Raw genomic sequence first — 12,548 nt, forward strand, 5'->3', positions numbered from 1 at the left:
ATTAGGTCATGCGCCATCGTAAGAGTGGTCGTCAACTCAACCGCAACAGCTCACATCGTAAAGCGATGTTCAGCAACATGGCTAGCTCTCTAGTACGTCATGAAGTTATCAAGACTACTTTGCCAAAAGCAAAAGAGCTACGTCGCGTAGTTGAGCCTTTGATTACACTAGCTAAGACTGACAGTGTTGCTAACCGTCGTCTAGCATTTGCACGTACTCGTGATAACGAAGTAGTTGCAAAACTGTTTAACGAACTAGGTCCACGTTTTGCTGCTCGTCAGGGCGGTTACACTCGTATCCTAAAAGCTGGCTTCCGTGCTGGTGATAAAGCTCCAATGGCTTACATTGAGCTTGTAGATCGCCCAGCTGCTGAAGAAGCTGCTGAGTAATCTCAGTTCGTAAGAACAAAAAAAGCCGAGCATTAGCTCGGCTTTTTTGTATCTGTTGTATTTGAAAGGGAAAACACATTCAGCTTTCCGTCTCCCCTCTCAAAGCTAACCTTCGATAATCGAATGTTGAGTCTTAATTTATGTTTAGGCGAAACGTCTAGCTGCCTGAACCCCACAATCCGCTTAACGAATTCAGCAAGCCTTCACTTGCGCCTTGGTCACCTAGATAGCCAAGTATCACCGGCGCAAACTGACTGATCATCGATGGGTCTAGTCCTAATTTATCAAAAGTACTTTGTACTGCACTTAAACTTTCAATATTACCTAATAAGCTTTGCGCGCCATCTAGACTCGACATGCCTGGAATTAGGGATTTCAGCTCGCTGCTGTTTTGGTCTGATAACTGACTTTGTGCAAGTGCTAACAAGGCTCCCGTACCACCTGCAGCTTGCTCGGTTGAGACGGGCAATTGGCTAGTGAGTAAATCGGTGAGCGGAGATGATTCCGCATTCATGCCTTGGCTGACCATGTCCATTAACCCTTCTTGGCTTTCTTTATCGGTTACCGCATCAAGAAAAGCGTGTGCTGTACCAATACTCATTGAAAGCAGCGTTAAGGTGAGGAGTGTTTTACGCATAATACCTCCGTGTGGCTTGCGATTATTATTGTTTATTCACTACTTAAGATAACAGAGACATTAAGGTTGTTGAGCTTAAGTCTGTTTATTTTAGACAAAAAAAGCGGCGCTAGTGAGCGCCGCTTCGAATTTGTATTGAGGAGAGTCTCACTTACAGGATGTCTAGTAGTTCTACTTCGAATACTAGAGCAGCAAATGGAGGGATAGCAGCACCTGCGCCACGCTCACCGTATGCTAGATCTTGTGGGATGTATAGTTTCCACTTAGAACCAACAGGCATTAGTTGAAGAGCTTCAACCCAACCTTTGATTACGCCAGTTACTGGGAACTCAGCAGGTTGACCGCGAGATACAGAGCTGTCGAATACAGTGCCGTCAGTTAGCTCACCATGGTAGTGAACACGTACTTGAGATGCAGCAGTTGGGATTTCACCAGCACCTTCAGTGATGATTTCGTACTGAAGACCAGACTCAAGAACGTTTACTTCTGGACGTAGAGCGTTGTCTTTTAGGAACGCTTCGCCGTCAGCCGCAGCAGCTTTAGCTGCTTCTTGACGAACTGCTTCTGCACGAGTGTGTAGCTCTTGCAGTGCGTTGTTGATTTCGTCGATTTCGATAGAAGGCATGTCACCAGTTAGTGCAGTTGCAATACCAGCAGCGATAGCGTCAACGCTAAGACCTTCTAGACCAGAACCAGCAAGTTGCTGACCCATTTGCAGACCAATACCGTAGCTTGCTTTTTGTTCTGCAGTTTCAAATTTAATTTCAGACATGAATGTCGCTCTTATTAGGAGTGATAAAGGCACAGGATATCAGGTTCGAGGCTAGGTTTAAATGATTGCGCTCGAATGTCTCTATGAGGAGTAGAGGGTGTGACTTATCTCTTACTCCAAGTGAAATTTCTGCTAATTTACGCCAAATTACATTTTACTTTGGTGAAAAACATATACTCTCCGCGCTGGTATTTTTATACTGACATCAGAAGTATTAAGGGACTCATCAGAATGAATCGTCGCAGAAAGAAAAAGCAGCAAGTCGACCATGTCGAATTGATGAAACAAAAGTTCGCTGCTATCGATTGGAAGCAGCCATTCAATAAAGAGAAGTGGCAGGAAAGATTACAGCCTGTGACTCAGTTTTGGCATCGTCTTCCAAAACTACATCAACGTGCACTGATGGTATTGGTGCCAGTGGTGTTGGTGCTTTTGATCATCCCAGTACCAAAAGATACAGAAGTACTGCTTGAAGACACCCAAGTAGAGAATCAACGTGTTGCGATTCAGTTGAACGCGCAAAGCTTAAGTGAGCAGCGCTCTGCACAAAACTCAGAGCCTAAATCTGAGCAGTGGAAAGAATACACGGTGAAAAATGGCGATACCCTGGCTCAAGTATTCCGTAGTAACCAACTGCCGATGGCGGATTTAAATGCCTTAGTCAAAATTGAAGGCAGCGACAAGCCTTTGAGTCGCATTAAGCAAGGTCAATTGGTGCGCTTTAAGCTTGCTGACGATGGAAAATTAGATATGCTTCAGCTAGAGAAAAGTGGCGAGTCGGTGATGTTCTTCCGTCTATCTGATGGCACATTTGGGCGTAACAAATAACGTTCATTAACAAGTATTCTAAAGGCGCGATGATTCGCGCCTTTTTTATGTCTGTTGATTTGTTAACGTTTAATTTGTTTTCCAGCGAGTGTTTTTCTTTTATTCCATGGTAAAAGCGGTAATACGATCATTATTATCCCAACAACAGTCAGCCAATCTGGAATTTCATCAAACCACCATATCCCAAAGAGTGTGACAAACACTAAGCCTGAGTATTCAGCTAATGCAATCTCTCCCGCAGGCGCTTTTTGATAGGCCAATACTGCCAATCCGTTATAACTTAAGATGCAAACCGCGCTCGCGATAACCAATGCCAGTTCTTGCCACGTTATTGATTGCCAGTAAACCCCAGCTAATATTGCGGATATAGGCAACGAGAACAGCGTAGTCCACCAAAGTGTGGTGACGACAGATTGTTCGCTCGGTAGTTTTCTTACCAATATATTGAACATCGCCAGTGTGCTCGCCGTGCCGAGTGCAAACAGTGCTGCCCAATGAAAGTGATCCGGCCGTAATACCACTAAGACACCAAGGAACCCGAAGCAAGTTAGTAGAATTTTGCTCAGAGGTGGGTGCTCGTTAAGAAACAATATCGATAGTGGCAGCATTAGAATAGGGGCGGCGTAAAAAACCGCGTTGGCAGTTGCCAGAGGGAGGTGAGTCACCGCAACCATCATACAACCACTGCCAATCAATATCAGGTGCGCACGTAAAATCGTTATAGGCGCTTGCTTCAGGCTACGTTTATCCGGTTGTTGTCTGAGATAGAAAGGTAAGATGGGCAGCAGTGAAGCCAGTTGGCGAACAAACATATATTGGAACGGGCTAATACCACCTTCAATCAGTTTAACGGCGACATCGGAGAGTGATGCCGCCAAATTTCCGATCACCAGTAAGAATAGTGCTAGGTGGTAAGGCGACATTTAGCTTACTCGGCGCATATCGACATGAGGGATGCCATCTTCAAGGTAGCTTTCAGAAATCACTTCAAAGCCATGGCTCGCATAGAAAGCCATCAGATGTTCTTGTGCTCCGATATCGATTGTTTGGCCTGTCCAAAGTTGTTGGCAATGTTGTAAAGCTTGTTCAAGCAGTTCATGCCCAAGGCCACCACCGCGAGCGCTTTGTTTAGTGACCACACGGCCGATGCTCACATTGTCGTAAGTGGTACCAGCAGGCAATAATCGAGCGCAGGCAACCAGCTCATCGCCTTGATAGCCCAATAGGTGATACACGCCTTCTAGCGTATCTTTGCCGTCTAGCTCTGGATATGGACAGGTTTGTTCCACCACAAATACATCAACGCGTAGGCGCAGCATCTCGTAGAGTTGTGTTGTAGTCAGTTGAGAGAAAGGTAGGGCAGTCCAGTTGATCATTTCCAATATCCATTAATAAGCGAATGCAGCTGACTTTACGTCGTTTTCTGCTATTACTCATTAACAATGGTTAATTTTCACTGGTCTTCGTGACAAATCTGGCGATAATGTGCCCTCTTTTTCATCCCACCTGAGGATATTTCCCTGTGAGCAAACAAACTTTTGACCAAGTAGGGCTTACTCCAGCGCTACTAGAGACGCTTGAATCATTGAACTACACCCATATGACGCCAATTCAAGCGTTGAGCTTACCTGCGATTTTGAATCAGCGTGATGTGATTGGTCAGGGTAAAACTGGCTCAGGTAAAACAGCGGCGTTTGGTCTTGGCGTACTATCCAACCTGAACGTAAAACGCTTCCGCGTGCAATCTTTGGTGCTTTGTCCGACGCGTGAACTGGCTGATCAGGTGGCAAAAGAAATTCGTACTTTGGGCCGTAGTATTCACAACATCAAAGTGCTTACGCTCTGTGGTGGTATGCCAATGGGACCGCAAATTGGTTCACTAGAACATGGCGCTCATATTCTGGTAGGTACGCCAGGTCGTATCCTTGATCACCTAGAGAAAGGTCGCATTAACCTAGAAGAGCTAAACACACTAGTTTTGGATGAAGCGGACCGTATGCTAGATATGGGCTTCCAAGATGCACTGGATGCGATCATTGAAGCCGCGCCAAAGCAGCGTCAAACTTTACTATTCAGTGCAACGTTCCCTGAGAAAATCGAACAGATTGCTCAACGTATTATGCAATCGCCAGAGATGATCAAAGTAGAATCCACTCACGATACGTCGAGCATTGCGCAGTACTTTTACAACGTAGAAGGTTCAGAAGCGCGCGATGAAGCTCTGGCCAACCTATTACTGACTCACCAGCCAGAGTCGGCAGTGGTGTTCTGTAACACGAAGAAAGAAGTACAGAATGTAGCAGATGAACTGCATCACAAAGGATTCAGTGTTATCGATCTTCATGGGGATCTAGAACAACGCGAACGTGACCAAGCCTTGGTTCAGTTTGCTAACAAGAGTGTTTCGATCCTTGTTGCAACAGATGTGGCGGCACGCGGTTTGGACGTTGACAATCTAGATGCGGTATTTAACTTCGAATTGTCTCGTGACCCAGAGGTACACGTTCACCGTATTGGTCGTACTGGTCGTGCTGGCAGCAAAGGCTTAGCATTCAGCTTCTTTGGTGAAAAAGACGGCCTGCGTGTGGCTCGTATCGAAGAGTATCTAGACATGGACGTGGTTCCAGCAACATTGCCCGCGAAATCAACTCAGCAGCCATATCAAGCTAAGATGGTGACGATTAACATCGATGGCGGCAAGAAGCAGAAAGTGCGCGCAGGCGACATTCTAGGTTGCTTAACGGGTAAAAATGGCATCACAGGAGCACAAGTGGGTAAGATTCACCTGTTCCCAATGCGTGCTTATGTTGCGGTAGAAAAGTCAGTGGCGAAGAAAGCGCTACAAACTATCAGTAACGGCAAGATGAAAGGTCGTCAATTCCGTGCCCGTTTGCTGAAGTAAAACCAGCAATACAGTAAAAAACGGCTAACGATTTAGCCGTTTTTTTGTTTTTGTACACCGCTATAGCTTTAAGCCTTCCATAACAGCTGCAGGTAGCTGTTGTTTGAAGTCGTCGATCAGTGCGACTTTATCTTCTGATAGTTCGAGCAGTTCGCCACGAAGGTGGAACATGCAGGCGCTAAATTTCTCATTAAAGTTTGGCAGCATTGAGGTCACGCCTGACGAAGCCGCTTGAAGTGCAACGAGCGTCGGCTCAATCACTTGGCTCTGGTAGGTCTCATCTTCCATGATAACTGCCGGAGAGTAGCCTTGGATTTCTTCCATTACGGGTTCTACGTGTGTCGTTATGAGTGTTGCTGCTTTATTGTTTGCGGCATCGCCGGCGGCGGCTTTCAGTTTTCCAAACATAATCTTTTCCCTTAACTCATGATGAAACACTCGCCCGCCATGTGAGGCGAGTGATATGAAACTTGGCTATGCAGGGTGTGGTATATCCTTATGCATATCCAGATGGGATTTGAGATTTTTGCTTATACTTCAAACAAATAGCGTTAGTTAATAATAATAGTGTGACTACTGAAAGTGATTGTTTTTTGTCAATATTATTTTAGTTTTACTTTTCGTGATGCTGCTTCAAGCGGGTTTTTATTCGACTTAAACTGATCGCGGTAATCCCCAAGTAAGCGGCAATCTGGCTATCGGTAATACGCTGTTCTAAGTCTGGATAATGCTGACAAAACAGTTGGTAACGCTCTTCTGGTGAGTAGAGCAACATAAAGCGTTCTTTGTTTTCTTTATGCATTAATTGCGCTTCGAGCAGCTTTAAGTAGATAGGATGCTTTTCTTCACGCCATTGGTGTAGCACTTCAATCGGCAAGCAAAACAGATGACAAGGTGTCAGCGTTTCTAATAAGTACGGCGAGGGCTGATTCTTAATAAGCCCTTCAAAGCCAATCACCCAATCCTTTTCCCAGTAGAACTCTTTACTGAACTCCTTCCCTTTGTCGGTCAGATAACTGGCATGGCATAAACCCTCTAACACAAAGTAGATGTGCGAGCTGAATTCACCTTGATGATTGAGAATATGGCGTGTTGGCAACTCTAACTGTTGCCCATGTTCAATTAGCTGATTCGCTTCATCTTCGAGGAAGCCATGATTGATTAAGTCAGAAAAAAGATCGCTGTGCATGTGATAACTCAGAAACGGTTTTTCTCATTCTAACGGTTTTTACTGACAACAAAAAAGCGGCTCATGAGAGCCGCTTAGAATCACTGCCAAACTTACCTTATTTATTCAGGTCGATTTGGTAAATCGCGAAACCAACTTCGTCAGTTGCGACACGTTTCATCGGGTATTGCCCTTTCTCTTTGATGAACTGCGCAGCTTTATCACTTGGTGAGGTTTCAAAACGAACATCAAGTTTGTTATCCGATTTGATTGGTGCGAATGACCAGTTGTTATCCGCGCTTGGTGTCACTTCGCCTTGCTCTTTACTGATGCGAGAGATGTAAGCGGCCACTACAGAGCGGTTCTCATCTGGAGAATCAAACGCGATGAAGTCTGGACCAGTGCCTGGGAAGGTTGCGCTGTAAGCACGGTAGTTGTTAGTTGCGATGATGAAGTCTTGTTTTGGATTAACTGGCTTACCGTTGTAAGTCAGGTTCACGATACGCTGTGAATCTGGGTTGATCACTTTACAATCCGCATCGTACTTCGGTGGTTGAGTCACATCGATTTGGTAGTTCACACCATCAATCACGTCGAAGTTGTAAGTACGGAAGCTATCCCAGTTGATCAAAGACTGAGGTTTGGTGCTGTTAACATCAATATGATTGAACTGACCTGCACTACACTCTAGCCATTCATGAACTTCTTTGCCTTTAACCTTCATCGCTACAAGCGTATTCGGGTATAGGTAAAGGTCTGCGGCATTACGGAAAGTCAGCTGACCTGACTCGACTTCGGTGAAACCATTTGGATCGTCTTTACGTCCGCCCACTTTAAATGGTGCAGCAGCGCTTAATACTGGAATGCCTTCAAGGTCTGGGTCGCCTTGGATAAAGCGTTCCACGTAATCTTTCTGCGCTAGGTTTACGATTTGAATCGTTGGATCATCTTGTACAAGCGCTAGGAAGCTGTACATCACATCATTTGCTTGACCAATTGGCTGGTTGACGAATTCACGTGTGCCTTTATGGTCATCAACAAGTGCATCCACGATGCCTTTATCGGCTTCTGCCAAAGATTTCTTGTTAGCTTTATCGAAGATAGGGCGCGCTTCAGATTGACCTTCAACCACTTGCCACTTGCCATCTTTTTCTTTCAGCATCAAGTCCATTACGCCAACGTGGCTACCCCAGCGACCTGGCATTACTGCGGTTACGCCATTAATTGTGCCTTTTGCGTTGTCGACAGCTTGCAGCTTGGCAAAATCTTTACCCGGGAATACCGCGTGAGAGTGACCAAATGCAATCGCATCAATGCCTTCAACTTCTGTGAGGTAGTAAACCGAGTTTTCAGCGCCTAGCTTGTATGGGTCAGTCGAAATACCAGAGTGTGGAATCGCCACAATCACGTCTGCGCCTTCTTTTTTCATCTGAGGAACCAGCTTTTTCGCTGTCTCAGTGATGTCTTCAGCGAAGACTTTACCTTCTAGATTCTTCTTATCCCATACCATGATTTGTGGCGGGACGAAGCCGATGTAACCCACTTTGATTTCGTGGCTTTGACCATCAGTGTCTTTGAACGTGTGCGTTTTAATTAGATAAGGTTTGAAGTAGTGCTCGCCTGTCTTCTTGTCGAAAACGTTAGCACTAACATAAGGGAAGTTCGCACCGTCGATAGAGTTTTTCAGGAACTCAAGGCCGTAGTTGAATTCGTGGTTACCAATGTTACCCACATCGTAATCCAACTGGTTCATTGCTTTGTATACCGGGTGGATTTCGCCAGCGTTAATCCCTTTCGCTGCCATGTAATCGCCCATCGGGCTGCCTTGAATCAAGTCGCCATTGTCGACCAAAACACTGTTCACTGCTTCTTCACGAGCTTGCTTAACCAGTGTCGCCGCACGGCTAAGACCGATTTGCTGAGAAGGCTGATCTTTGTAGTAGTCGTAATCCATCACATTGGTGTGAATGTCGGTGGTTTCGATAATACGTAGCTTGATGGTGTCCGCCATCGCTGGGCCAGCAAGCGTCAACATACCGCTTAAAACTGCGACGGATACGGGATTAACTGCCATTTTCATGAGGTGCTCCAATTAAATGGGATAGAGGGGTCGTACAGCGTAATGTAACAAATATTAGTGCAAGCTCAGGCCAAGATGCAGAAAACTGTGAACATTAGGCAATTAAATGCGGAGGAAAGTGTCAAAGTGATGCCTTTTTCACCATTTTGAATGAGACCTAACAAAAGCTTCTTAGCAGTTTTTTGAATAAAAAATGAAATTTTAGAATTTCCGGTAATATAAACCCACCGCCATAATGCCATCCATAACGATATCAATGGATGATGAGCAAGCACATGGCAGTTAACGATTCAGTAACGAATTTCCCAATCAACAAGCCTCGGCTGGTTTCGGATAACCAAGCTGCCGATCTTCCGCGTTTCAGCAAGCAGTCCCTTCAACCGGGGGAAGTTGCCCTTGTTGGTGCTGGGCCGGGTGACCCTGAACTATTAACGCTGAAAGCACTCAACTGCCTACAACAAGCTGACGTCGTGCTTTACGACTACCTAGTGTCTGACGAGATCATGGCGTTAATTCCAAGCGAAACCATTTTGGTGTGCGTGGGTAAACGTGCTGGGCACCACAGTGTACCGCAAGAGAAGACCAACCAATTGCTGGTGGACTTTGCTAAGCAAGGTTACAAAGTGGTGCGCATTAAAGGCGGCGATCCATTTGTGTTTGGTCGCGGTGGTGAAGAGCTGGAAGTTTTGGCTGATGCTGGTGTGCGTTTTCAAGTGGTTCCGGGCATTACTGCTGCTGCAGGTGCGACCGCTTATGCAGGTATCCCGCTGACGCATCGTGATTACGCGCAATCAGCACTGTTTGTTACGGGTCATCTTAAAGAAGAAAGTGACGACATGGACTGGTCGACGCTCGCGCGCGGGAATCAGACTTTAGTGATCTACATGGGACTGATGAAATCACACTATATTCAGAATCAGCTCATCAAACATGGTAGGGCAGCCTCAACCCCTATCGCCATCATCGAGCGCGGTACGCAAATCCAGCAAAAAGTTTTCACCGGAAAACTTTCTCAACTATCTGAATTATCTAAAGAAGCTCAAGCTCCGTCTTTGATTGTTGTCGGCGAAGTTGTGCGTCTGTCTCAAAAGTTGGACTGGTTTTTGTCTAGTACTGAATTCAACAAAAGTGCTATTGCCAGCTCCATATAATTTCAGACCAAAGATTAGGGACGTAATGAGCCTTCAAGCTTAAAAAGGAAAGACAAAACATGGACCAACAACGTTTAACTCACCTTAAACAACTCGAAGCGGAGAGTATTCATATCATCCGCGAAGTTGCTGCTGAGTTCGATAACCCAGTCATGATGTATTCGATTGGTAAAGATTCATCAGTCATGTTGCATCTTGCGCGTAAAGCCTTCTACCCAGGCAAAATTCCATTCCCACTACTGCACGTAGATACGGATTGGAAATTCCGCGAGATGATCGAGTTTCGTGATCGTACCGCTGAGAAATACGGCTTTGAGCTTTTGGTTCATAAGAACCCAGAAGGTCTAGCAATGGGTTGTAGCCCATTTGTGCACGGCTCTTCAAAGCATACTGACATCATGAAGACTCAAGGTTTGAAGCAGGCTCTGAACAAGTACGGTTTTGATGCGGCATTTGGTGGTGCACGCCGTGATGAAGAGAAGTCACGTGCAAAAGAGCGCGTTTACTCATTCCGCGATAAGAACCATACCTGGGATCCGAAAAACCAGCGTCCGGAGCTTTGGAAAACATACAACGGTCAAGTAAACAAAGGGGAGAGCATTCGTGTGTTCCCACTTTCAAACTGGACTGAGCTGGATATCTGGCAATACATCTACCTAGAAAACATCGAGATCGTGCCTCTGTACCTTGCAGACAAGCGACCTGTTGTTGAGCGTGATGGCATGCTGATCATGGTAGACGATGACCGCATGAAGCTAGAACCAGGTGAAGTGATTGAAGAGAAGAGTGTGCGTTTCCGTACTTTGGGTTGTTACCCGCTGACTGGCGCGATTGAGTCTGAAGCCAACACGCTAACAGGCATCATCGAAGAAATGCTGGTGGCAACCTCAAGTGAGCGCCAAGGTCGTGCGATCGACCACGATCAGTCAGGATCGATGGAACTTAAGAAACGTCAAGGTTACTTCTAAAGGATCTAAGGAAAGATAATGAACAGTGCAGTTGAAGCTCAATTAGCCGAGCTTGGTATTGAAGGCTATTTAAAACAACACCAGTACAAGTCGTTACTTAGATTCCTGACTTGTGGCTCGGTAGATGACGGTAAAAGTACCCTAATCGGTCGCTTACTCCACGACTCAAAACAAATTTATGAAGATCAGCTAGCAGCAGTTCACTCGGATAGCCAACGCGTAGGCACCACGGGTGAAAAGCCAGATTTGGCATTGCTGGTAGATGGTCTACAAGCAGAACGCGAGCAAGGCATCACCATTGATGTGGCTTACCGTTACTTCTCGACGCAGAAACGTAAGTTCATCATTGCTGACACGCCAGGGCATGAGCAGTACACGCGTAACATGGCAACAGGTGCATCGACCTGTGATTTGGCTGTGATTCTGGTTGATGCACGTAAAGGTGTGTTGGATCAAACGCGTCGTCACTCATTCATTTCTAACCTATTGGGATTGAAACACTTCGTTGTTGCTATCAACAAAATGGACTTGGTGGATTACTCACAAGAACGTTTTGAAGAGATTCGTGATGAGTATCTGCAGTTCTCAGAAAACCTAGCGGGTGAGACGGATATCCAAATCATTCCGTTGTCAGCGCTAGAAGGCGACAACGTAGTAGAGAAAGGACAGAACTTAAGCTGGTTTGAAGGTCCGTCTCTGCTTGAGCTACTTGAGACTGTGGATGTTGACCACGATAAAGGCGAAGGTGACTTCCGTTTCCCTGTTCAGTATGTAAACCGTCCTAACCTCGATTTCCGTGGTTTTGCTGGCACGATTTCATCGGGTTCGGTGAAAGTAGGTGATGCGATCAAGGCGCTGCCATCAGGCAAAACCTCAACTGTTGCACGTATCGTGACCTTCGATGGCGATGTACAGGAAGCACAAGCAGGTCTGGCTGTGACGTTGACGCTGAATGACGAAATTGACATCAGTCGTGGTGATTTGCTGGTGCTAGAAAATGCACAAGTGGAATCAACCAACCACTTGTTGGCTGACGTAGTGTGGATGACAGAGCAACCGCTACAACCGGGTCGTGATTACGACATTAAGATTGCTGGTAAGAAGACGGTAGGTCATGTTGAAGCCATTCGTCACCAATACGACATCAACAATCTTTCGACTCACGGTGCAGCTGAACTGCCGCTCAACGGCATTGGTTTGTGTGAATGGTCGCTGAACGAATCTGTCGCGTTGGATAACTACCAAGATTGTGCCGATACCGGCGGCTTCATCATCATCGATCGTCTAACCAATGTAACGGTTGGTGCGGGCATGGTGAAAGAAAGCCTAGCGGCTGTTGAGCGTGGTCTTGCGGATGTTTCAGCGTTCGAACTTGAACTCAATGCTTTGGTTCGTAAGCACTTCCCGCATTGGGAAGCTAAAGACCTGAGCCAGTTATTGAAGAAGTAATTGGCTCACCTAGCCTGACGGGATTGCGAAACCCGTCAGGTTGATTTCCCCCGAATCCAGAATGCTCCGGAAGCCCAAGAAACCGAGCATTCTGGCGTTCTTTTTCGCTTGCTTTGCTTTTTTGTCTGGTTACTCGTTTGTCACTCCGTGCAGCTAAGTTTGCACGAGTCGTTGTTGTGCCCGTATCGGGTTTATTGGTAAGGA

The 12,548-nt window shown here is 46.0% G+C and carries 13 protein-coding genes; 6 read left to right on the top strand and 7 right to left on the bottom strand.

The window, feature by feature from the left end; genetic code table 11:
- Positions 1 to 8 precede the first annotated feature (8 nt).
- Positions 9 to 389 carry a 50S ribosomal protein L17 gene (gene rplQ / locus KIT90_RS06630; RefSeq protein WP_005383141.1) on the top strand — a complete coding sequence of 127 codons (381 nt, stop codon included), beginning with the start codon at positions 9 to 11 and terminating at the stop codon, positions 387 to 389.
- Positions 390 to 546: 157 nt separating this feature from the next.
- Here rplQ and KIT90_RS06635 read toward each other — a convergent pair whose 3' ends face one another.
- Together KIT90_RS06635 and KIT90_RS06640 are read right to left on the bottom strand one after the other, a co-directional pair.
- Positions 547 to 1,026, bottom strand: a complete 480-nt coding sequence (locus KIT90_RS06635) for a DUF2780 domain-containing protein (RefSeq protein WP_009707833.1) — start codon at positions 1,024 to 1,026, stop codon at positions 547 to 549.
- Between the two features lie 151 nt (positions 1,027 to 1,177).
- Positions 1,178 to 1,798, bottom strand: a complete 621-nt coding sequence (locus KIT90_RS06640; RefSeq protein WP_285375927.1) for an FKBP-type peptidyl-prolyl cis-trans isomerase — start codon at positions 1,796 to 1,798, stop codon at positions 1,178 to 1,180.
- A gap of 231 nt (positions 1,799 to 2,029) precedes the next feature.
- Between KIT90_RS06640 and KIT90_RS06645 the strand changes: the two genes are divergently transcribed.
- Positions 2,030 to 2,626 (top strand): LysM-like peptidoglycan-binding domain-containing protein, encoded by a 597-nt coding sequence (locus tag KIT90_RS06645; RefSeq protein WP_033005517.1) that lies wholly within the window; start codon positions 2,030 to 2,032, stop codon positions 2,624 to 2,626.
- 62 nt (positions 2,627 to 2,688) lie between these two features.
- On the opposite strand, the gene KIT90_RS06650 is transcribed toward KIT90_RS06645, so the two are convergent.
- Together KIT90_RS06650 and KIT90_RS06655 are read right to left on the bottom strand one after the other, a co-directional pair.
- Positions 2,689 to 3,549 (bottom strand): DMT family transporter, encoded by an 861-nt coding sequence (locus KIT90_RS06650; RefSeq protein WP_285375930.1) that lies wholly within the window; start codon positions 3,547 to 3,549, stop codon positions 2,689 to 2,691.
- A complete protein-coding gene (locus KIT90_RS06655) occupies positions 3,550 to 4,002 on the bottom strand; it encodes a GNAT family N-acetyltransferase (protein WP_285375932.1) in 453 nt (150 codons plus the stop codon).
- A gap of 146 nt (positions 4,003 to 4,148) precedes the next feature.
- Here KIT90_RS06655 and dbpA point away from each other — a divergent pair, with 146 nt between their 5' ends.
- A complete protein-coding gene (gene dbpA / locus KIT90_RS06660) occupies positions 4,149 to 5,528 on the top strand; it encodes an ATP-dependent RNA helicase DbpA (protein WP_039984677.1) in 1,380 nt (459 codons plus the stop codon).
- Between the two features lie 60 nt (positions 5,529 to 5,588).
- Here the strand turns inward: dbpA and KIT90_RS06665 are convergent, their stop codons facing one another.
- The 3 genes from KIT90_RS06665 to cpdB all read right to left on the bottom strand — a co-directional run bounded on the left by KIT90_RS06665 (position 5,589) and on the right by cpdB (position 8,776).
- Positions 5,589 to 5,936 carry a hypothetical protein gene (locus KIT90_RS06665; RefSeq protein WP_009707828.1) on the bottom strand — a complete coding sequence of 116 codons (348 nt, stop codon included), beginning with the start codon at positions 5,934 to 5,936 and terminating at the stop codon, positions 5,589 to 5,591.
- A 205-nt stretch (positions 5,937 to 6,141) separates the two neighbouring features.
- Positions 6,142 to 6,717 (bottom strand): Crp/Fnr family transcriptional regulator, encoded by a 576-nt coding sequence (locus tag KIT90_RS06670; RefSeq protein ID WP_005437326.1) that lies wholly within the window; start codon positions 6,715 to 6,717, stop codon positions 6,142 to 6,144.
- 97 nt (positions 6,718 to 6,814) lie between these two features.
- Entirely contained in the window at positions 6,815 to 8,776 is a 1,962-nt protein-coding gene (cpdB, locus tag KIT90_RS06675; RefSeq protein ID WP_285375935.1) for a 2',3'-cyclic-nucleotide 2'-phosphodiesterase, read from the bottom strand.
- A gap of 275 nt (positions 8,777 to 9,051) precedes the next feature.
- Between cpdB and cobA the strand changes: the two genes are divergently transcribed.
- Genes cobA through cysN form a run of 3 tightly spaced genes read left to right on the top strand, consistent with a single transcriptional unit; the run spans position 9,052 to position 12,344 of the window.
- Entirely contained in the window at positions 9,052 to 9,927 is an 876-nt protein-coding gene (gene cobA, locus KIT90_RS06680) for a uroporphyrinogen-III C-methyltransferase (RefSeq protein ID WP_285375937.1), read from the top strand.
- A gap of 59 nt (positions 9,928 to 9,986) precedes the next feature.
- A complete protein-coding gene (gene cysD, locus KIT90_RS06685) occupies positions 9,987 to 10,895 on the top strand; it encodes a sulfate adenylyltransferase subunit CysD (RefSeq protein WP_005430587.1) in 909 nt (302 codons plus the stop codon).
- A gap of 18 nt (positions 10,896 to 10,913) precedes the next feature.
- Complete coding sequence (gene cysN / locus KIT90_RS06690) at positions 10,914 to 12,344, top strand: sulfate adenylyltransferase subunit CysN (RefSeq protein ID WP_285375939.1); 1,431 nt, start codon at positions 10,914 to 10,916, stop codon at positions 12,342 to 12,344.
- Positions 12,345 to 12,548 lie beyond the last annotated feature (204 nt).

The sequence above is a fragment of the Vibrio sp. B172a genome, from assembly GCF_030248355.1.
GTDB lineage: Bacteria > Pseudomonadota > Gammaproteobacteria > Enterobacterales > Vibrionaceae > Vibrio > Vibrio owensii.

What these genes read in the sequence shown, in the direction of transcription:
- cpdB (WP_285375935.1), bottom strand. Translation starts at nt 8,776, where the DNA reads ATGAAAATGGCAGTTAATCCCGTATCCGTCGCAGTTTTAAGCGGTATG.
- rplQ (WP_005383141.1), top strand. Translation starts at nt 9, where the DNA reads ATGCGCCATCGTAAGAGTGGTCGTCAACTCAACCGCAACAGCTCACAT.
- KIT90_RS06650 (WP_285375930.1), bottom strand. Translation starts at nt 3,549, where the DNA reads ATGTCGCCTTACCACCTAGCACTATTCTTACTGGTGATCGGAAATTTG.
- KIT90_RS06645 (WP_033005517.1), top strand. Translation starts at nt 2,030, where the DNA reads ATGAATCGTCGCAGAAAGAAAAAGCAGCAAGTCGACCATGTCGAATTG.
- cobA (WP_285375937.1), top strand. Translation starts at nt 9,052, where the DNA reads ATGGCAGTTAACGATTCAGTAACGAATTTCCCAATCAACAAGCCTCGG.
- cysN (WP_285375939.1), top strand. Translation starts at nt 10,914, where the DNA reads ATGAACAGTGCAGTTGAAGCTCAATTAGCCGAGCTTGGTATTGAAGGC.
- KIT90_RS06670 (WP_005437326.1), bottom strand. Translation starts at nt 6,717, where the DNA reads ATGCACAGCGATCTTTTTTCTGACTTAATCAATCATGGCTTCCTCGAA.
- KIT90_RS06635 (WP_009707833.1), bottom strand. Translation starts at nt 1,026, where the DNA reads ATGCGTAAAACACTCCTCACCTTAACGCTGCTTTCAATGAGTATTGGT.
- KIT90_RS06640 (WP_285375927.1), bottom strand. Translation starts at nt 1,798, where the DNA reads ATGTCTGAAATTAAATTTGAAACTGCAGAACAAAAAGCAAGCTACGGT.
- KIT90_RS06655 (WP_285375932.1), bottom strand. Translation starts at nt 4,002, where the DNA reads ATGATCAACTGGACTGCCCTACCTTTCTCTCAACTGACTACAACACAA.
- KIT90_RS06665 (WP_009707828.1), bottom strand. Translation starts at nt 5,936, where the DNA reads ATGTTTGGAAAACTGAAAGCCGCCGCCGGCGATGCCGCAAACAATAAA.
- cysD (WP_005430587.1), top strand. Translation starts at nt 9,987, where the DNA reads ATGGACCAACAACGTTTAACTCACCTTAAACAACTCGAAGCGGAGAGT.